Source organism: Microbulbifer sp. TB1203 (genome assembly GCF_030997045.1).
Taxonomy (GTDB): Bacteria; Pseudomonadota; Gammaproteobacteria; order Pseudomonadales; family Cellvibrionaceae; genus Microbulbifer.
In genome coordinates this window covers 2,158,830-2,179,343 of the sequence record NZ_CP116899.1, presented here as the reverse complement: position 1 = coordinate 2,179,343, position 20,514 = coordinate 2,158,830, and the positions used below count along the sequence as shown (strand labels likewise).

Genomic DNA, 20,514 nt, shown 5'->3' with positions numbered 1-20,514 from the left:
ATGCGGCACTTGGCGGGAGGATCAATCAAGGGAAGTTTTGATGCGTCATATCGTTTGCCTGTCACTGGCACTTCTTTCTATATCTTTGCCCGGCCTTTCAGCCGATTTCATAACCGTCGACCCATCCAAATTGGTGATAGAGCCAATCGGCTGTACGGGGAAAGGCATAGTGCCCTGCAATGCCGGTCCAGGGGTGGGCCCCAGCAGTATTCCGGCTGACCCTCCTTCCAACAGCGGGCAATGGACCGAGCCGGATTTCGCCGGCCGTACGTTGTTGCTGTTCGACGACAACGGGGCGCCCCTGCCGCTGATTCATCCGAATCGGGATTCCAGGCTGGCCGACGCTCCCGGTCTGGCGCAGCTTCTGCAAAACACCGGACTCGATCTCTCCGGCGCGCCGAGCGACTGGAAACTGTCGCTGGCACACGACACGGGGCATGGGCCGATCATCCTGCGGATACAGCGGATCTTTAACGGTTCACCGGTGATCGGCCAGCATTTCAATATCGTGATGAACCGCGCGGGCGGCGTTACGGCGGTGACCGGCGGCTTCGATCATATGGCGGAGACCCCGGAGTCGGAAGATGCGGGACTACAGTTGGCGAATTCCGCCTACGTCAAATCGCCGGAGGATATGATCCCGGCGCTGATTGCCGACATAACCGGCGGGCGCCAGCAGCCGCACGGGAAGACAGACCGAGCGCAGCAGTGGCGCGCGCCGGCGATGATGAAGAACACCTCTTCACGCCCGATCGAAGCGCGCAGCGTTATTTGGTCCGACAAGGGCCGGCTGGTGGACGCCTTCCGCATCGACATACCACCGATGGTCGATGCCGACGGACGGCCTGTTGCCGCCACCTATTACGTTGATGCCGACGGCGCGATCCTGGGGAAGATTAATAACATTCACCACTATGAACCCTTCCGTTATCGCATTTACGGCGATACGGACGGCTATCCATACGACGATCCCTATGGCCGTATCCTTCCCCATCCGAGCGGCATGCCCACTGGTTACAAGCCGGCGGCGCCGGCACTTCAGTCGCTGGTGGAAGTCTCCGAGTTGTCGAACCGGCACAACGACCCCTGGCTGCCGGACGGCGCGACCGAGACGGTGGGCAACAATGTGGATGCCTTCTTCAATTCGCTGATTACGCCGGAAGGTACGCTAGGCGATTACGATTCGCCGCAGGACGGTCCCGATTACCGGCCCCAGGACGGCGATTTCCGCGCGAAGGTGACTGCGCCCGGCGTATTCGACTACGTCTATAACGTAGCGCATGCACCGGACGACTATTTCCAGGATCCGCTCGATCCCGATCCCGCGCCGGTTGATCCCGTCCCGACGGACAGCCCGCAGCTCAATGCCAAGATCGTGCACGCCTTTTACGTCAACAACTGGCTGCACGACCTGTTCTACGACGCCGGTTTCGATGAGGCCGCCGGCAATGCCCAGGCGGATAATTTCGGCCGCGGCGGACTGGACGGCGATCCGATGTTGGTTCACGCGGGATATTACAGTACTTTCATTTACACGCCGGAGGACGGTGTTTCGCCGAATATGCGGCTCGGTCTTAACCGCTACAGCACCTCGCGCCGCGGTGCATCCTTCGATCTGGCCGTCATCGGTCACGAATGGACGCATTACATGGTGCGCCGCTTGGTCGCTGCCGGCATCTATATGGACAACATCCAGGGCGCCGGCCTGAATGAAGGCTGGTCGGATTTCATCGGTCACTTCCTGACCGTTGAAGCGTCGGACGGACTACCGGCCGGCGCCAAAGCTTGGGACGGCACCTACGCGGTCGGTGTCTATTACAACCGGGATTACGAGCTCGACTATTATGACGGCGTCGGCGCGCCCGAGGACAGTTACTACTACGGCATCCGGCGGTATCCACTGTCCGTCGACATGACCCGCAACCCGCTGACTTTCCGTCACATCGAGCACGGCGTAGCCCTGCCGGCCGGGCTGCCTTTCTTCGACTGGAAGGGACGTTCGCTGTTCAATGCCGAGTATCACAGCGCCGGTGAAGTCTGGGCCGTCACCCTTTGGGAGGCGTACCACGATTTGCTGGAGCAGCGCAGGGATCTGTCCTTCGCGGAAAAACGCCGCCGCATGGCCGAGTACCTGGTGGCCGGTATGAAAGCCACCCCCGAAAACCCGACCTTCCTGGAGGCGCGGGACGCATTGCTGGCCGTGGTGCGGGCCTCGGACTTGAGTGATTACAGGATTGTGCAGCGGGCGTTCGCCCGTCGCGGCATGGGCGCTGGCGCACGGGCACCTGCGCGCGACGCGTCCGACAATGCCGGCGTGCAGGAAAGCTTTCATCAGGGCGAAGTTGCGCTGACTGTCACGAACATCCAGGTTACCGATCGGGGGTATGGCAGGGACGGCGACGGCATCTGGGATAACGGCGAGCTGCCGCTGGTGAAAATGACAGCTCGAAATACCGGATTCCGGAAAGTGGAGGATGCAAAATTTTACGTGCAACTCGAATTCGACGACGGCCGCTTCCTCACCCAGGGACCGTTCGACTTCCCCGCCATGCAGCCGGGCCAGCGTGCACACTTCGCACTGCCGATTGCCGGCACCATAAACAAGGCGGGTGTCCATGAAGCGCATGAGATACGTATCATGATCAGCCACTATTCAGGGCCGACCTATCCGCAAAACATCTTCAGGGACCGGACATTTGTCAACTACGACATAAAGCGTAACAGCAGGTCCGATGAACTCTATTTCGAGGAAACCTTTGCCGCCTGGGAGACGGCACGCGAACCTGGGGGATACGGGTCTCTGTTGGCCGACGTCAAATGGGAACGCGGTGAACTCGACGGGACCCCGGTGTACCGGGCCATGAGCCGCAATGCCGGCTTCCGGGGTTACCTCGTCTCACCGCCGCTGAAAGTCAGCGCCAACCGGGATTTCGAAATCCTGCTCAAGCATGCCTGGGACTTCCGGGACCCCCGCTACGAAGTGCGGGGCAACGGCTTCGTGGAGATCAGTACCGACGGCGGCGAATCCTGGTACATTCCCGATGCCGCCAATATGGAGTTCACTGATGAATCGCCGGACTATCCGGCGATGACAAGAACCAATCTGAATCTGGGTCGGGCGTATGCCGGTCAGACCGTGCTGATCCGCTTCCAGGCGAATCTTTATTACATGGCCACGCCGCATGACGCGACTGAAACCGGCTGGGCCATCGGCGGCATCGAATTCCGGGGCATCGACAATCGGCCGCTGCTGGCGGTGATGCCTCACCCGAATGACGGTCACAACCCCTGGTGGTAACCCGATGCAGGAACAGCGATTGCCGCCATTTTCGCGCCATTGACCCGGGCAGGCCACTTTTGTAGGAGCCTGCTCGCAGGCGAACAACTACGGAGCTCCGTTCCTGTTCGCCTGCAAGCAGGCTTCTACAGGAGGTGCTGAGTCTTAACTCACAGCATCGTAGCTAGAGCAGCGACAGCTGAGGCATGGTGCGGGAGCGCCATCCAATCCAGAAACTCTTCCTCTGTCCGGACTTCAGATTCACCGAAAGAAAGCCTGAGAGGCAGTTACACGCCATGCCAATGGATCCCGGTGACCGGACGCCGTTGACTCGAAATTTGAACTGATTAACACCTTCGCCCTTCCTGCCAAGATTCATAGTCCCAAAACTTGACAAGCGACTGAAAGACAATCACGATAATAAAATATTCTATTTTAATGGAGTATGAAGTATAAAATATTCCAAGGAAAGGATACCTTATCATGTCAACACATTCCTCCGACGAGCCAACGCTTCTCACTCGCCGTCAGATTCTGCCGCGTGCCCTTATGGTTACAGGTATCTGGAGAACCGCTTTCGAAATTTGTTGGGCGTGCATAAGACGCACTAACAAAACGGCGGTTGTCGCCCCTTCGGGGCTGGGGCGGTCTTTCCCTACTTCGCAGCTCCAAGTCCGCCCAAAACTGGGTGTTACGCACACAGGTGAATAAATGAAAATTTCTATTCTATTGTTAATTTTCCTTAGCGTATTCGCAGGAAAAACTTATTCAAACGATACCTCACAGGCGGTCAATGAGTTCTACACCGACCCCGGCTCCAACGCCTACAAGTGGGTGGGGTTGAACGGCGGCAGCGCCAACGCCGAGACCATCAGGACCCATATTGCCGAACGGGCCGGCGGCAAGTGGTACGGCACCCAGCACGACCAGCCGTGGGATGTGCAGCCGGTCGGAGAGTATGTCTCCGACGCCGCGGCGGTCGGACAGATCCCGATCCTGGTGGCCTACAACATGTACCAGCGCGACTGCGGCGGCGAATCCAATGGTGGCGCGAGTTCGAAGCAATCCTATAAGGCCTGGATCGACGACTTCGCCTCGGCTATCGGCGACCGCAAGGCTCTCGTTGTCCTCGAACCCGACGCCCTCACCCAATACCTGGTGTGCAGCAACATCGACAAGCCCGCCCGTCAGGAACTGCTGGCCTACGCGGTGAACTCCCTGGCTACCAAGACAACCAATGCCCAGGTCTACCTTGACGCGGGCAACGCCGAATGGCCCGGCGATGCGTCCTCCATTGCCGCCGCCCTCCAGGAGGCCGGCGTGGAGAAGATCGAAGGCTTCGCCCTCAACGTCTCCAACCACTACGAGACCTACAAGTCCTACGACCGGGCCGGGACCATCAACCACTTCCTCGGCACCAGGGCCGGCTATGTGGTCGACACCAGCCGCAACGGCGCCGGCAAAACCGACACCAGCGAGAACAGCTGGTGCAACCCCAGGGGCGCCAGGCTGGGCGAGCACTCCAGGTATACCCCCGAAGGGCCGGCCGACGCGGTGCTGTGGCTGAAGGTCCCCGGTGACTCCGACGGCAGCTGCAACTACGGCGAGGGCATCCCCGCTGGACAGTTCAGCGAAAAGCTGGCCATGGCCCTCATAACGGGCGAGTACGACGAATAGCTCCGACTCTCACAGGATCCGAGCGGTTCACCCCCAAATTGATCCAAGCGATGTAGGAGCGGCCGTTGGCCGCGGTCGATGGTGGGCTGCCGGCGAGATTGATCGCGGCCAACAGCCGCTCCCGGCCGGACCGCTCCCGGCCGGACCGCTCCCGGCCGGACCGCTCCTACATAGGGTGGGTAGTTACCAATCGAGAAGGTTAAAGCTGATGAAACTTCTACCTATTTCCTTATTTTCTCTAGCGGTCATGCTGAGCCCTCCGGCGTTCGCCGGCGGTCTGACCGACGCGTCGGACACCGTGGCCGCGAAATTCCAGCTCGGAGTCACGCATGAACGGCACAGTGCCGACTGGTGGGGCGACGAGGAGGCGGTGGCAGATGCCAAGCAGATCCTCAGCAGCGTCGGTCCACTGCAAAACCAGCATCTGATGGGCTTCGGCGCGGTAAATCCGTGGCCGGAGCAGCACTCCGACCAGCGGGACTGGCAGAGCCTGGACGAACGGATCGAACTCATCGAGGAAACCGGTGGCACCCCGGTGATCACACTGTGCTGCGCGCCCGGGTGGATGACGCCCGGTGGCGAGGACTGGCCGGACGAATACGAGGCTCCCCAACCGCAGTTCTACGACGACTACGCGCAGTTGGCCGCCGAGGCCGCGCAGCGGTATCCGCAAGTCAGGTACTTCCAGGTGTGGAACGAATTCAAGGGCTTCTGGAACAACGAGGCCAATCGGTGGGACTACGAGGGATACACCGAGCTGTACAACAAGGTATTTGCGGCGGTCAAGGAGGTGCGCCCGGACGCCGAACTCGGCGGCCCGTACCTGTCGCTGAACACCTATACCTACTGTACGCACGACTGCTCAGACCTGGAAGGGCCTTGGGGAACGGTCGATCAGCGTGACCTGGCCGCCATGGAGTACTGGCTGGCCAACGCGATCGGCGGCGAGTTCTTCACCGTCGACACTTGGTCATCGACAAATGATGGATACCACCCAACGGAGGTGGAGACCTACCAGAAGTTCCAGGCTATCACCCAGTGGATTACCGATCGCACGGAACTGCCGGTGTGGTGGTCGGAGTTCTACGCTCCGGAGAGGGCCGGCAGCGAGGCCAGTACGGTGGGCCTGCTGCGTGCCGCCATCGAGGGCATGCGCGATGGCGGGGCCGCGGTCGCACTTTTGTGGGGCCCGGAGTGCCAGTCTGAGCTGCCCTGTATCTGGACGGCCACCGATCAGGCCGGTGGCGGCCAGCCCACCGAATACCTGCCACTGGTCCAGGAATTCTCCACCCACCAGTAACGCGCGTGCTTGGCTATCCGCTCTCGCTTAGGCGAACTCCACGCAGTTGCGGGTCCGCGCCTGGGCTTGGAGTCCGGCCACCTCGTGGCCGGATATGAGTGCGATTTCGTCGAGACCCAGTTTCTTTGAGATCGAGCTCCTCGACGGCGGCGCCTATTCGATCGTCGCCTACGCCAGGGGCCAGTGCCTAGGTGACGATTGCCGCCCGTAACAAAGACTCGAATTTGAACTGATTAACATCTTCGTCCTTCCTGCCGGGATCTGTAGTCCCAAAGCTTGACAAGTGCCTGAAAGATAATCACGATAATAAAATATTCGTTAGTTGTCATTCATGTGGTATAAAATATTCCTAAGGAAGGATACACTGTCATGTCAAAGCATTCCTCAGATAAGTCAACGTTTCTCACTTGCCGTCAGCTTTTGTTACGCGCCCTTGCTCTTATGGTTACAGGTGCCGTCACGGTGCTATCGGTATTGATACCGCCAGCAGCTTCAGCTCAAACCACCGTCAATATGGAACGACTAGTTGTAGCCGCCATGGTCGATCCGCCAAAGTCCGGCACCGGAATCACACCCGGAGCCGGAGCGCACGTTGAGAGTGTGGAACGGGCCTTGAGCGCTAAGGGGCTGCTGAGCTCGCGCTATGTTGACGGGCACTTCGGATCGTCAACGATCTCGGCCTACGCCCAATGGCAAAGAAATCTGGGTTATTCAGGCCTCGATGCAAACGGATTGCCCGGGCCAACCTCCTTGAGGCAGCTCGGCAGCGGCCGTTATACAGTAACCCACGTGATCAATACTGGATCCCGTTGGGAAACCTACGGCGGCAAGCGCGTCAATACCCGCACCAAGCGGATGCTGGCTGCGGCCGATGCCAAGATTTCCTGGAGTTTGGTTCTCACCCAAGGTTCCTATACCTCGTCAAATCCCGGTTCCGCCGGCACACACGATGGAGGCGGAGTCGTTGACATCAGTGTGAGTGGATTGTCTACCACCCAGCGCTGGCAGACAGTCAAGGCTCTGCGCGACGTCGGATTCGCAGCCTGGCTACGCACACCATCCCAGGGCTTCGCCTACCATATTCACGCGGTTGCGGTAGCAGACACAGACATGTCCAGGACTGCGCAAGCGCAGGTACATGACTACTACTTCGGCAAGAATGGACTGCGCAGTCACGCTGGTGATAACACGCCGTCGAGATATCGGAGCAGCTTCACTTGGTGGGAGCAGTCCCGACGTTAAGTCGATCGCACTAGTCGGCCATGCGGTAAATTAGGTAACAAAAAGACACAGCCACAGGCTCCAGGGCAAGACGAAAAAGCGCAGGACCAGCCGCGTTAATCCAAGTTTTTTCAACGCGGCCCTGGGCCTCTGGCGAAGTGATCGGTTACAGAATTTACTGCATAGCCCACCACGCATCTTGTGGCAAGTACGCCAACGAATACGTCAAACCCTCCCAACCTGTGTTCAAGAGGAAATGTGTATGCGATTGCGTTCATGGAAAACGACATTGACCATTGGAGCCATCCTGGCACTGGCTACCAGCGCGGCAGTGGGCTCAGGTGAGTCCGACGAGGAGGTGCTGCCCTTCGATCTGCCGTCGGCCGAGGTGCTGCAGGCATCGGACCGGAAAGTCTTCGCCCACTACTTCACGCAGTTCCGCATCTCGATCGACAATCGGCCGGCGGAATCCGACTACTACACCCGCAACTACCTGAACCCGGAAGGCGAGGGCGGCATCCACGCGGCCTACGGCGGGTTTCTCCGGGATCGACCATTGCCGCGCGAGCCGCTGTCGGGCAACTGGGAGCTGACCGATAAAGTCACCGAGGTGACGCGCGCCCATCGGGCCGGACTCGACGGCTTCACCCTGGACATGCTGAGCATCGACCGGTCCAGTTACCACTGGCGGGCGATGAACGATCTGCTCACCGCCGCGCCCATGGTGGACGACGGGTTCGGCATCATGCTCATGCCCGACATGAACGCGGGGACGATCCGGCGCACCGACGCCGCCGGACTGGCCGCTGCCGTCGCCGAGTTGGCCGAATACGACGCGGTATACCGGTTGGACGATGGCAGGTTGGTGGTGGCCCCGTTCAAGGCCTCCAACCGCAGTCCGCAGTGGTGGTCGGAGTTCATGTCCATCATGGCCGACGAGCATGGTGAGGAGGTCGCGTTCGTGCCGATGTTCCTCAATCTCCACGACGTCAAGCACAACGGCCTGACCAACTTCGACGCCTACAAGTCCATCAGTTACGGCATGTCGGAGGGCAGCCACGGCGCGCCCGCGGGCCAGGCGAGTATTCCGTCCGAGATCGCCAGGGCGCACGATGCCGGTCTGGTTTTCATGCCGACCCTGGCTCCTCAGGACACGCGGCCCAACCAAGGCAATTTCTACGAGGCCAACAACACCGAAAACTTCCGCGCAGGCTGGGAGGCGGCCATCTCCGGCGGCGCCGACTGGGTGCAGTTGATGACCTGGAACGACTATTCGGAGAATCACCAAGTCTCCCCGTCGGTGGCCAACGACGGCGTCTGGCTGGATCTGGCCTCCTATTACCTCACCTGGTTCAAGACCGGACAGCCGCCCGAAATCCAGCGCGACACTATCTACCTGACCCACCGCAAGCAGTTCGCCCACGCGCTGCCGACGTCGGGACCGCAGACGAAATTCCAGACGGTCCGCCGCAATGGCGGCACGCCGCGCGACACCGTGGAGGTGCTGACCTTCCTGACCGACGGCGCGGCCGTGGATGTGTCGATCGGCGGCAGCCCGTACGGCTACCCCGCACCGGCCGGTGTGCACGCCGAACTTTTCGAACTCGATTACGGGTTCCACAGCGCGGTGGTGACGCGCGACGGCACCGAAACCGTGGCGGTGTCCTCGCCGTGGGAAGTCACTGACGACTTCGTCTCCCAGGACCTGTTGTACTGGGCCACCAAAAATAGCGACGCAAGTGGAGGCAACCCCTATACACCCGAAGAAGCTTGTGGCAGTGGTTACTCGGTAATCAACTCGCAGGCGCTTACCGGTGGGCGCATTTATCTTCTGCACAAATCGAGCAACGGCTACAAATGTGTGGTGACGATGAAAGCGTCGAATGTGGGAACACCATCGGCTATGTCGGCTTCCCTGCAAGTGCAAGGAGAGACCAAGGCAACCGATCCCGGCAGTTTCAGTTACTACGCTGGACCGGTCGAGAAGCACGCGGACGGTACCTGCGTCAAATGGGGCGGGTCAATCGGTGGTAGTTCCTGGGAGAGCCCCTACCAGTATTGTGAATGAGTTAGCAGTGTCGCCGGGCCGGGCGCGATTTTGGTTGCGATTGGACCAGCTACTTCTGTGTAGAGGGGTTTCGTGAAACCGACAGCGGATCAGTTTTCCCGTTATTTCAACAATTGAGCAGTCTTACTAATAAGAAACAAAGTAGCCGGACATGATTACGGTTTAAACGCAGATTTGTGGCCTGAAAAATGGAATTTCGCATGTCTCGATACTTATTGTCCCATTAGTATAAACCAGATAAAAAGAGCGAAATCATGGATAGAATGATAAAGAGCATTAACCGAGTGGCGGCATTGCTGTTCTGTCTGTTGGGGCTGTATTGTCCCTTCAGCCTGGCAGCGCCCGCTGACACACCCGACTACTACCTGTGTAACAACCGGGTCGGAGGTGAGTGGAACTTTGGCCGCGTGCCCGCCGCCTGTGACGTCGATCCCTGGGGCGATCCCGCCTATGTGATCGACCAGTTCGTTCCCGTAATTTTCGACGACAATGTCACCCGCTCCACGGAAAGGCAGCGCTATATGCTGGAAGTCCACGCAATGCTGCGGGACTCGGTGGAATACTACCTGCTGGCCCGCAAGCCCTCCGCCAGCGGGGCCGAGGTTGCCGCCTGGCAGCGGGCCAATTTTGCCAAGGCCCACCAGGAGACCTTCTGGACCCACTACCGCGAGGCTACCGACGACAATATAAAAATGGTCCGGGGCGATTCCGGCCACGGCCACGGTATGGTGCAGATCGATGACCGCTGGCATTTTCCCAAGCTGGAAGAGGGCAAGGGGTGGCATATTTTCGAGAATATCATCTATGGTATGGAGCTGTTCTACGATGCCTGGGAAGACGCTGCCAACGCATCCTGCGTAAGTAGCCCCAGCAACTGGCGGAATCGCGCGCGCAGCGCCTACTCGGTGTATAACGGCGGCGCCAGCAAGATCTGCCGCTGGACCAATCCCAACGATCCCTGGGCGCGGAACGATATCGGCTATGCCGACAAATACGATAGCCGGACCTGGTTGAACTATATCGGCAACAGGGACCACGAAACGACACTGGATATTCCCTGTTTTATGGAGGGAAATGCCGACTGTGCCGCGGTGGAGCCCGTGGACGCCGACGATCCGGCCAACTGGCCCGGGCGGCAAATCAACCTGGCCTCCGGCGAGGCCTGCCGTTTTGAAAATAATGCGTTCGAGTGCGTTGCCGAAGCGGTGGATATGCTGTGCCTGGATATTCAGTACGGTGCATCCACTGGCGGTGCCCTGTCACCGTCGGCCAGTGTGACCGACGCCTACGGTAAAACGGTGCATGAAAAGCACGCCTGTTTCGCCGGTGCTGTGACCGGGCTGTCTATGGTTGGGCAATCCATAACTTCGGAAATCGAGATTAACGTGCGTGCCACCCCGGGCGGCAGTGCCCTGGGTTTTACCTCCCAACCGGGCAAGGTCTACCAGGTGCTGGATTATGTGGTCGACGATATCGACGCACAGCATCGCTATTACCTGATCAGCGAAAATGGACAGCTCGGATATATCTACGCCGGCGAGGCCGGTGACCACGCAAGCTGGACCACCAGAGCCAGTCACAGTGGACTGGGTGAGGTTTTCATTCCCCTGGCCGGCGACCAGATACAGGTCGTCCCGTCCTCCGGCATCAACCTGCGCGATGTACCGGCGGGCAACTTGATCGGCTTGGTGCCCACAGATGAAATACTGTCTGTAATTTCCGTTGTTATTCAGGGAACCGATAACGACGTCTATTACGAGGTCAGCTACGGCGGCAAAACCGGATATATCTACGGTGGCAAGGTACTGAATGGCATGACGCTGCAGGATTGGATCGTTCCGTATGACGAAGTCGAAAGCAATCCATATACACCTGAAGAAGCTTGCGGCAGTGGTTACTCTGTAATCAACTCGCACGCGCTCACCGGTGGGCGCATCTACCTGCTGTACAAATCGAGCACTGGTTACAACTGCGTGGTGACGATGAAGGCGTCGAATGTGGGAACACCATCGGCTGTGTCGGCCTCCCTGCAAGTGGAAGGAGGGACCAAGGCAACCGATTCCGGCAACTTCAGTTACTTTGCCGGACCAGTCAAAAAACGCGCTCCCGGTTCCTGTGTCAAATGGGGCGGGTCAATCGGTAGTCGCTCCTGGGTGAGCTCCTACCAGCATTGCGACTGAGTTAGAAATGCCGCTGGTCCGGACGCGATTTTGCTTGCGACTGGACCAGCTACTTCCATAAGGAATAAACAATGAAATACTTGCTCAGCGTGATTGCGGTGGCGCTGGTAAAAGCTCTGCAGAGCAGCCGGCTGAGCGCTTGCCGAATTCCCAAAGGATAAAAACCATGAAGCATAAAAAGATCAACAGGAGATCCATTCTGATGGCCTGCGCCGGCGTGCTGGCGGGTCTGGTAGGCGCGACCATGGCCCAGGCGGCGAATGCCGGCCCAGCGCACAGCGAGAAGCTGCTGTTCGACGGTGGCGGTGGCGAGCGCCTGAACGGCATCACCTACCACTCGTTCCGCATCCCATCCCTGGTGCGTACCAAGGAGAACACACTGATCGCCTTCGTCGAAGGCCGGGCGTCCAACAACCGGGACTGGGGCAATATCAACGTGCTCTTCAAACGCTCTACCGACAACGGCGCCACCTGGTCCGCGCTGGACGAGGTGGTCGGTGCCGGCCCGGGCACCTGGGGCAACCCCACGGCCGTCGCCGATCGGCAGACGGGCACCATCTGGGTTTTCATGTCCTGGAATCCGGCCGGCTACAGCCTGGGCGGCAAGGACGGCACGACCAAGATCACCGCATGGAGCCACCGCAAGGTGTACGTCTCCCGCAGCACCGACGACGGCCGGACATGGAGCAAGCCAGCGGACATGACGGCGGCCCTCAAGCCGAGGACACGCAGCAACGGTGCCACCTGGGCATGGGACGCGATGGGACCGGGCGTGGGCATCCAGATGTCCAATGGTCGGCTGGTCATCCCGGCGAGCCACCGCAACATCTACAGCGACGACAACGGCGCCACCTGGAAGGTGCAGCGCATCATCGATGCCTCGACCGGCGGTTACCAGGAGGTCACCGGTGAGGGCAGCGTGGTTGAGCTGATGGACGGCAGGCTGATGCGCAATGATCGCGCGGGCGGCTCGGTGTGGGAGAGGGGCAAGCGCCGCTGGGTTGCGCGCGGCACCATCGAAGGCGGCTTCGACACCTATGCGCCCGACTCGACGCTGCTGGATCCGCGCTCGCAAGGGTCGATCCTGCGTTACAACCGCGACTCGCCGGCCCGGATCATATTCCTGAACTCGGCCAGCACGGTGACCCGCACCAAGATGCGAGTGCGGATCAGCTACGACGGGGGAAAGACCTGGCCGATCTCACGCCCGCTGAGCGACGCGCCGCTACCCTCCTGGCGGGGCCTGGGAGACGGCAACTGGGCCGAGGGTGGCTATTCCAGTATGGCCAAGACAGCCGACTTCGCCGTCGGTGCCCTGATCGAGGTCAACGAGAACACCCACAGCAGTGCTACCTCGCACCGCTCGATCGCATTCCGCAAGTTCAACCTGCCATGGATCCTGAACGGCGGGACCGAGGGAGGCAGCCCAAACCCCTATACACCCGAAGAAGCTTGCGGTAGTGGTTACTCGGCAGTCGACTCGCACGCTCTCACTGGTGGCCGCATCTACCTTCTGTACAACTCGAGCAACGGCTACAACTGCGTTGTGACGATGAAGGCGTCAAATGTGGGAACACCATCGGCTGTGTCGGCCTCCCTGCAAGTGGAAGGAGGGACCAAGGCAACCGATTCCGGCAACTTCAGTTACTACGCTGGACCAGTCAAGAAATACGCGCCCAGTACCTGTGTCAAATGGGGCGGGTCAATCGGTAGTAGTTCCTGGGAGAGCCTCTACCAGCATTGTGACTGAGTTAGAATTGGTAAAAGGCAAAGGGAATTGCCTTTCAAAACGGGATTGAGCATGCACAAAGTTTACAGCCTGATAATTGCTCTGGTGATTAGCGTACCGGCTCTGGGAGAGACCACTGCCGAGCAGCAGTGGCACTCCATCAAAGAACAACTGGCACAGCTGGAAAACTGCGAAGAGACCCAAAGTTGTCCGCAAGATCCTACCAATCCTCGCAACAGCTTTTACCTGCTGGGAGAACAAATCAACGGAGAGCTGGACAAACTGGCGGAATGGCAGCAGCAGTTCGGCGTCAGTGACGAAAGCCGCGCGCTGTTGCATCACTACCTGCTTTACCCCAACGAGTTTGTACAGACGAAGGCGGTGCAGATACTGGCGGAAATGAGTGCCGATGACGCCACAGCCGAACAACTGTTGACTGTACTGCCCGGCGTCAAAGACAAACAACTGCTGATTCCACTGCTGGTTCAACTGCAGCGTTACCCGCACCTGCGACAGGAGATTGACGGCGCTTTTGCTGAAGTTCTGCAGCGGGGCAGTTTTAATGCCGCCAAAGTGCTGGCGCAACACATTCAACCGTTCCTGACGGCGGAAAACCTGCCCTTTTACCAACAACTGCTCGAGCAGTTACCCGCGAACAGTGCCAAGGCCCGCGCCCTGGAAAAAGCCATTGATCGCCAGATGGCAAGGAATAAACCATGAAATACCTGCTCAGTGCGGTTGTGTTGGCGCTGGTCGGTGCACTTCTTTTGACCGCGGAATTCGGACAACAGCAGGCCCCGGCTCCAGCGACGGCGAAGGAAAAACCGGGTGAAGCCGATCGGCCCGCCTCTCTGTCGGGCGAGCCAACGCCACAACAGTTGGCCCGGGATCAACCCAAAGTGCAGAGCCAAAGCCTCGATGACCAGTCCGGGCAGGAAAGAAGCCTCCTGCACAGACAGATAGTGGAACTGGCCAACTGCCACCAGACCTATAGCTGCCCGCAGGATCTCAGCGATCCGCGGGCGTCCGATATTCTGCAGGGAAAAATGCTGGCCGAGAAGTTGCGGGCCTATGCCGATTTTCACCGCGAGAATGACTACTTTGACGAAGAAAGCGCCGAAATGGCCCGTGCCTTTCTCGATCATCCGGATGGCTTCGTGCAGGAGGCAGCCATTGATCTGATGAGCATGCAAGCCCCCAATAGAGACAATGCCCTGGTGCTGATAGAAGCCCTGAAGAGCAGCTACGACGCCAGGATCGTGAACCAGGCTATGAAAGAGCTGCAGCGCTACCCGGACTTGCAGCCCCAGGTTGATCAGTTGTTGTCGCAATCCCTGCAAACCGGCAGCCTGTTCGTTGCCCAGGAAATGGCCCTGAATATCCTGCCTCACTTGAGCCCGCAGAATCTTCAAGCGTTTGAGGAGGTGGCCGAAAAGCTGCCCCAGAATTCCCTGCGAGTCAAGGCTTTGAAATCCAATCTTCGCGAGTTCCGGTTGCGCCAATCCGGCGGGTGAGCGGTTGCCTTCCTGAGTGGCACTGAATTAAGCCGAACCCTTCTTGTAGCCTGCTGTGATCGCCATGGCAGAAGGCTGCTCTTGCATTTGTAATGGGCACATCCATGTGCCCAGCCGTTGGCCAGCTTCGCAGCATCAAATTACTCCAGGCAATTCCCGTCATCTACGGCGGTCAGAATTATCAATGAAATCGAGAATATCTCTCGGGTGGTCTACGATGTTTCCAGGCCGCCGGCCAGGCTCCCGGCCTACCTGCCCGAAAAGTAGCCGGGTCTCACCGAAGACGGCAGCCTGATGCTTTGAATTACAGGGATAAGTGCTGCGTTGGCGGATGCCGGCACGCGGCATCGGCTGATGGGGCAGCGCACCAGGATAATTTGAAAAGGATATCGTTATGTACCTGCACCGCCCGGTTGCTTTTATCTGCTTCGCGCTGACACTGGCCGCTTGTAGTGAAATGGCCCGCCTGCCGGTCTCCGCAGGAACCGGTCCGAACCCCGTATTGCCACCGCCCAGGGAATCTTTGATCCCGACGGTGAATATCGCGCCGGCCAAGGGCTGGCCCGGAGGGGCCAAACCATACTCGGCCACCGGTACCGCGGTGGTGGCGTTCGCCTGGGGACTCGATCACCCTCGCTGGCTTTATGTGCTACCCAACGGCGATGTACTGGTCGCAGAAACCAACAGACCTCCCAAGAAAGGGGGAGGGCTGAGGGCGTGGATTGCCGGCCTGATGATGAAAAAGGCCGGTTCGGGCGGCAAGAGCGCCAATCGCATTACCCTGCTGCGTGATACCGACGGCGATGGCGTGGCGGATCGGCGTTCGGTGTTCCTCGGGGGATTGCATTCACCCTTCGGCATGGCGCTGGTCGGCAACGATTTCTACGTGGCCAATACCGATGCTCTGCTGCGCTTTCCTTACGAGGTGGGCCAAACCCGAATCACCGCACCGGGGGAAGTGATCGTCGGGTTGCCCGCCGGGCCCATCAATCAGCACTGGACCAAAAGCCTGATCGCCAGCCCCGACGGTAGCAGGCTCTATGTGGGAGTGGGATCGGACAGCAACGTAGGCGAGTATGGCCTGGAAAAGGAGCAGGGGCGCGCTGCCATCTGGGAGATCGACCCCCGAACCGGCGGTTATCGCATCTTTGCCTCGGGGCTGCGCAATCCGGTCGGCCTGGCCTGGCAACCCGACAGTGGTGAACTCTGGGTGGCGGTCAACGAGCGCGATGCTCTAGGTAGCGACTTGGTGCCGGATTACATGACCTCCGTGCGGGACGGCGGCTTCTACGGCTGGCCATTCAGTTACTTCGGTCAACATCTGGATAAGCGGGTCGAGCCACAACGCCCTGACTTGGTTGCCAGTGCCATTGTCCCCGATTACGCCCTGGGACCGCATACCGCTTCGCTGGGCCTGGCCGCAGCCGAAGGCAATTCACTGCCCGGACTTTTCCGCAACGGCATGTTCGTCGGCCAGCATGGCTCCTGGAATCGCAAACCCCGCAGCGGCTACAAGGTGATATTCGTGCCCTTTGAAGACGGCATGCCTGCCGGTGAGCCGGTGGATGTGCTGAGCGGGTTTATCAGCGCGGATGGCGAGGCATTCGGCAGGCCGGTGGGAGTGGCGATTGACCAGCGGGGCGGATTGCTGGTGGCGGACGATGTGGGCAATGTCATCTGGCGGGTGAGTCGCGCACGCTGATAGCGTCGGAGTATGCCCTGGAGTAGTCCGCATCGGTCGCGCTGGCATCAACGCCCCTGGTGTGCGGAGAGATCAGCCAGGTCAAGAGGGTTAACCAGTAAGGGTAAGAACATCCTTGAAGCTTTCCTGCTTCCTTACCGAACTTTGGAGATCAATGCCATGGGAAATAATCAAGGTGCACACGGGAGTTACACGAAGTTTTTTGCGATGATCGGGACTGCGATGGTCGCGATGTTTGTCTTGATGTATTTGAATTCCTACCAGATTTTCGACCATGCGTGGTTCAGTGAAACGCGGCTGTTTATGACGTTTATTATGGGTGCCGCAATGATCGCGATAATGCTGGTGTTCATGCAGGGTATGTATAAGAGCAGTAAGGTTAACATGACGATTTTTTTTGGTGCCGGCCTGCTGTTCCTGTCCGCTGTGTGGCTGGTGCGTAGCCAGACAACGGTTAGCGGAGTGGACTATATGGAAGGCATGATTCCACATCACTCGATCGCTATCCTGACCAGTGAACGCGCGCGGATTGAGGACCCTCGAGTCCGGGAACTTGCAGATAAGATCATCAAGGCACAGCGCAGGGAAATTAAGGAGATGGAGTGGCTGATCGCCGATATCAGGGCCAATGGAGTGGCTGTCAGCCAGGCAGAGGCGGACGCGAGACCGGTTCCGGAGTTCTCCGGCACGCCCGAATAGTGGGTGGAAAAATAGCATCAACATTGCAACTTGGCGCCACCTGGGATGGCCCAATCCAGATCGATGCTCGGGATATCAATCTTACAGTCTATAAGTGGGATATGAAGGAGAAAAACATGGATGAAGCCAATCGCATAAAATTCTTACGCATCGCTCTTATAGTCGTAGGGCTTGTTTTTATTTTCGGTATATGGCCTCTCACTATCCTATGGCCTTCCGGTTGGTCTTGGCATACAGGAGGCCGATCGGAGTACCTCCAAATGATTCTCGGGATCTATGCGACGCTTGGCGTATTCCTGATTATTGCTTCGCGTAATCCAATGGCACACTTAAGCCTTATTTGGTTCACTGTCTGGTCGAGTATCGTGCATGGAGGGATCATGGCCGTGCAGGCTCTCGTTGATCCACAGCATATTGGACACCTGTTGGGTGATGTTCCAGCGTTGATAGTGGTAGCTGTGGTGTTGGCAGTTCTTACTCCACGCCAAGGTTCAAAAACTACATAAAGAGGCGTTAAAGATGTCCAATTTTTAGCCTGATAATAGCTTGCCGAAGAGCCGCGACACGGGCATCACCGTCCGCCTGGCGGGTGATTTGTTGGTCGTCGTTTTTGGGCAACTTCTCCGCATCGTTGTTTTGATATCAATCTGCGCCAACGTTCATTTGCAACTGAATAGTGGACCTTTAATAGGAAAATTATCTAACTAAGTGAGAAATATTGGACGATCTTCCTAAACAGGCTGCGCCTGATCAATAAGGAGAAATATGTGACAGGTGCCCACTATATATATGATAAATATGTTGTAATAAATCCGTGGGTGTCCTTCTCCGTGCCCCGGCACTGCATGCTGTATCCGGCATCCACTTCTTAGTTCAAGCAAGTTGGGCAATTATAGAAATAACTTTAGCCCCAGCTCTGCCTTGTGTTTACAGCTCAGCGGAGATGATTAGAGATGAAGAAACTATTAGCGTTCACTTTTGTTATATGCCTATTAGGAGGCACGAGAGGATATGCTGCCTTCGAGCACCCTGGAATCCTGCACACTCAAGCTGATTTCGATCGGATGAGTCAGATGGTTAACGCGGGCACACAACCGTATCTGGACGGTTATAACCAACTGGCCAACAGCTCGCTTTCATCATCCGATTGGACCCCGCGTGCTACGGATACGATCATTCGCGGCGGCACTGGCGATAATGTAGCCTTGTTGTACATCGATGTCGCCCGCGCATACCAGAATGCCTTGCTGTGGAAAATCACAGGCAACACAGCTAACGGCGACACGGCCCGTGACATCCTTAACGCCTGGTCGTCCATGCTTACGACGGTCACCGGTAACGCCGACCGCTATTTGGCTGCCGGAATTTTCGGATACCAACTGGCTAACACAGCTGAGATTATGCGGGACTATCCCGGTTTCGATGTGGCTCAGATGCAAGATATGCTGTTGAATGTATTTTACAAGCCGCTTAACGAGCGTTTCCTTATTGCTAATGAATTCGGCGATGATCACAACGACGCACATATCCAGAATTACAGGGCGAACTGGGATCTGTGCAATATGGCGGCGACGGTCGCGATCGGAATTTTTTCGGACCGCCAGGATCTCTATGATATCGGAATCGAGTACTTTAAACACGGTGCTGGAAACGGTTCCATCTATAACGCAATTCCATTCTTGCACACGGGTGGTCTTGCACAGTGGGAGGAGTCCGGGCGCGACCAGGCGCACACAAAGATGGGCATCGGATTAATGGCCTCAATAGCGGAGATGGCCTGGAATCAAGGCGACGACTTGTACGGATGGGCAAACAATCGTTTCCTGCGCGCCGCCGAGTACGTTGCCAAATATAACAATGGTGAGGATGTACCCTATACCACCTACCAAACCGCCGTTCGGACGGAATCGGAGATTTCCAGCAAGCAGCGCAGTGAAATGCGTCCGGTTTGGGAAATGATTTACAACCATTACGCAAACCGCAGGGGACTGTCGGTTCCCAATATTGCCGCACGTGCGCAGCTGGTGAGACCGGAGGGCGGTCCGACCTCACACGGCGACCATGCTTCGACGTTCGACCAACCCGGATTTGGAACGCTTCTCTATACCCGGCCTGCGGGCAGTGGCGGAACGGCCGCTCTTCCCGGCGGAAATATTCCGGGCGGCACTTATCGTTTCATTGTGAGCCATTCCGGCAAGGCTATGAATGCAGACGGAACATCAGATGGTGCAAGTATTACGCAGTGGTCCTATGATGGGGGAGCCAATCAGCAGTGGATCCTGACTCATCTTGATGGTGGTCAATACAGCGTGAAAAATGTAAAGAGCGGACGTGCCTTGGATGTGGCAAAAATGTCCAAAGATCATGGCGCTAAATTTCAATTGTGGGGCTATCATGGCGGGGACAACCAGAAATTTGCTTTTATTCCCGTAGGCGACGGCTATCACCGTATCACTCCAGTGCATAGCAACAAGCCGGCCGACGTGGAAGCCATCTCCGCTGCAGATGGAGCCCTTATACACCAGTGGGGTTATTTGCTTGGCGGTAACCAGAAATGGAGGCTAGAGCCGATATCGGTAGACGCCCGCTTGCAATCGTATAACTTTCCGGATCGCTTTATTCGACACAGTGGTTATCGTGCGAAAATTGATCCCAATGTATCTCCAGTAGAAGACTCCGAGTTCAGGATGGTTAGCGGACTGGCTGATTCGAGGGGCGTTTCTTTCGAGTCCGAGAATTACCCCGGGCGCTTCCTGCGGGTTCGCTCCAATGGAGAAATTTGGCTGGATTCGAACGATGATACGGTAACTTTCGCAGGTGACGCCACCTTCCGCCGGGTGGCGGGGTTGGCGGATGCCCAGAAATCATCCTATCAAATGTGGACGGATGCAGAAAGATATCTACGTCACCGTAGTTATAATTTGTATGCGGAAAGCGGGTCGAGTTCGTTATTCAAAGCCGATGCGACTTTTACCGAAGTCGCACCTTAACCTTCGTGCCGCGAGGTATGTCGGGTGTTAATGAAGAGGGCGACAGCCTCCTTCTTTCCAAGGCGCTTTAGGTACCTCGCAAAAGCTACTGCACGTTCCTGGCACGTTCGACGCTGACCGGACCCTTTCGTCCGGGATCGGAAAGACGAGCAACCTC

General features: G+C 57.9%; 13 protein-coding genes. All 13 read left to right on the top strand.

Annotated features, from left to right (window positions below):
- Positions 1-40: 40 nt before the first annotated feature.
- On the top strand, positions 41-3,298 hold the full coding sequence (locus PP263_RS09185) for a M36 family metallopeptidase (RefSeq protein WP_308368114.1): 3,258 nt from the start codon (positions 41-43) through the stop codon (positions 3,296-3,298).
- 690 nt (positions 3,299-3,988) lie between these two features.
- On the top strand, positions 3,989-4,954 hold the full coding sequence (locus tag PP263_RS09180) for a glycoside hydrolase family 6 protein (protein ID WP_308368112.1): 966 nt from the start codon (positions 3,989-3,991) through the stop codon (positions 4,952-4,954).
- Between the two features lie 208 nt (positions 4,955-5,162).
- Positions 5,163-6,254 carry a hypothetical protein gene (locus PP263_RS09175; protein ID WP_308368111.1) on the top strand — a complete coding sequence of 364 codons (1,092 nt, stop codon included), beginning with the start codon at positions 5,163-5,165 and terminating at the stop codon, positions 6,252-6,254.
- A 369-nt stretch (positions 6,255-6,623) separates the two neighbouring features.
- Positions 6,624-7,496 carry a hypothetical protein gene (locus PP263_RS09170; protein WP_308368110.1) on the top strand — a complete coding sequence of 291 codons (873 nt, stop codon included), beginning with the start codon at positions 6,624-6,626 and terminating at the stop codon, positions 7,494-7,496.
- 241 nt (positions 7,497-7,737) lie between these two features.
- Entirely contained in the window at positions 7,738-9,543 is a 1,806-nt protein-coding gene (locus PP263_RS09165) for an endo-1,3-alpha-glucanase family glycosylhydrolase (RefSeq protein ID WP_308368109.1), read from the top strand.
- A gap of 254 nt (positions 9,544-9,797) precedes the next feature.
- A complete protein-coding gene (locus PP263_RS09160; protein WP_308368108.1) occupies positions 9,798-11,723 on the top strand; it encodes a hypothetical protein in 1,926 nt (641 codons plus the stop codon).
- Positions 11,724-11,889: 166 nt separating this feature from the next.
- Positions 11,890-13,473, top strand: coding sequence for a sialidase family protein (locus PP263_RS09155; protein ID WP_308368107.1), 1,584 nt, complete (start codon positions 11,890-11,892; stop codon positions 13,471-13,473).
- A 51-nt stretch (positions 13,474-13,524) separates the two neighbouring features.
- Entirely contained in the window at positions 13,525-14,172 is a 648-nt protein-coding gene (locus PP263_RS09150) for a hypothetical protein (RefSeq protein WP_308368106.1), read from the top strand.
- On the top strand, positions 14,169-14,966 hold the full coding sequence (locus PP263_RS09145) for a hypothetical protein (RefSeq protein ID WP_308368105.1): 798 nt from the start codon (positions 14,169-14,171) through the stop codon (positions 14,964-14,966). Before PP263_RS09150 ends, PP263_RS09145 begins: the two co-directional genes overlap by 4 nt.
- 394 nt (positions 14,967-15,360) lie before the next feature.
- A complete protein-coding gene (locus tag PP263_RS09140; RefSeq protein ID WP_308368104.1) occupies positions 15,361-16,668 on the top strand; it encodes a sorbosone dehydrogenase family protein in 1,308 nt (435 codons plus the stop codon).
- Positions 16,669-16,827: 159 nt separating this feature from the next.
- Positions 16,828-17,367, top strand: coding sequence for a DUF305 domain-containing protein (locus tag PP263_RS09135; RefSeq protein ID WP_308368103.1), 540 nt, complete (start codon positions 16,828-16,830; stop codon positions 17,365-17,367).
- Positions 17,367-17,873 (top strand): DUF6632 domain-containing protein, encoded by a 507-nt coding sequence (locus PP263_RS09130; protein ID WP_308368102.1) that lies wholly within the window; start codon positions 17,367-17,369, stop codon positions 17,871-17,873. The genes PP263_RS09135 and PP263_RS09130 overlap by 1 nt, the downstream gene beginning before the upstream one ends.
- Positions 17,874-18,320: 447 nt before the next feature.
- A complete protein-coding gene (locus PP263_RS09125) occupies positions 18,321-20,357 on the top strand; it encodes an RICIN domain-containing protein (RefSeq protein ID WP_308368101.1) in 2,037 nt (678 codons plus the stop codon).
- Positions 20,358-20,514 lie beyond the last annotated feature (157 nt).

What these genes read in the sequence shown, in the direction of transcription:
- PP263_RS09185 (WP_308368114.1), top strand. Translation starts at nt 41, where the DNA reads ATGCGTCATATCGTTTGCCTGTCACTGGCACTTCTTTCTATATCTTTG.
- PP263_RS09180 (WP_308368112.1), top strand. Translation starts at nt 3,989, where the DNA reads ATGAAAATTTCTATTCTATTGTTAATTTTCCTTAGCGTATTCGCAGGA.
- PP263_RS09175 (WP_308368111.1), top strand. Translation starts at nt 5,163, where the DNA reads ATGAAACTTCTACCTATTTCCTTATTTTCTCTAGCGGTCATGCTGAGC.
- PP263_RS09170 (WP_308368110.1), top strand. Translation starts at nt 6,624, where the DNA reads ATGTCAAAGCATTCCTCAGATAAGTCAACGTTTCTCACTTGCCGTCAG.
- PP263_RS09165 (WP_308368109.1), top strand. Translation starts at nt 7,738, where the DNA reads ATGCGATTGCGTTCATGGAAAACGACATTGACCATTGGAGCCATCCTG.
- PP263_RS09160 (WP_308368108.1), top strand. Translation starts at nt 9,798, where the DNA reads ATGGATAGAATGATAAAGAGCATTAACCGAGTGGCGGCATTGCTGTTC.
- PP263_RS09155 (WP_308368107.1), top strand. Translation starts at nt 11,890, where the DNA reads ATGAAGCATAAAAAGATCAACAGGAGATCCATTCTGATGGCCTGCGCC.
- PP263_RS09150 (WP_308368106.1), top strand. Translation starts at nt 13,525, where the DNA reads ATGCACAAAGTTTACAGCCTGATAATTGCTCTGGTGATTAGCGTACCG.
- PP263_RS09145 (WP_308368105.1), top strand. Translation starts at nt 14,169, where the DNA reads ATGAAATACCTGCTCAGTGCGGTTGTGTTGGCGCTGGTCGGTGCACTT.
- PP263_RS09140 (WP_308368104.1), top strand. Translation starts at nt 15,361, where the DNA reads ATGTACCTGCACCGCCCGGTTGCTTTTATCTGCTTCGCGCTGACACTG.
- PP263_RS09135 (WP_308368103.1), top strand. Translation starts at nt 16,828, where the DNA reads ATGGGAAATAATCAAGGTGCACACGGGAGTTACACGAAGTTTTTTGCG.
- PP263_RS09125 (WP_308368101.1), top strand. Translation starts at nt 18,321, where the DNA reads ATGAAGAAACTATTAGCGTTCACTTTTGTTATATGCCTATTAGGAGGC.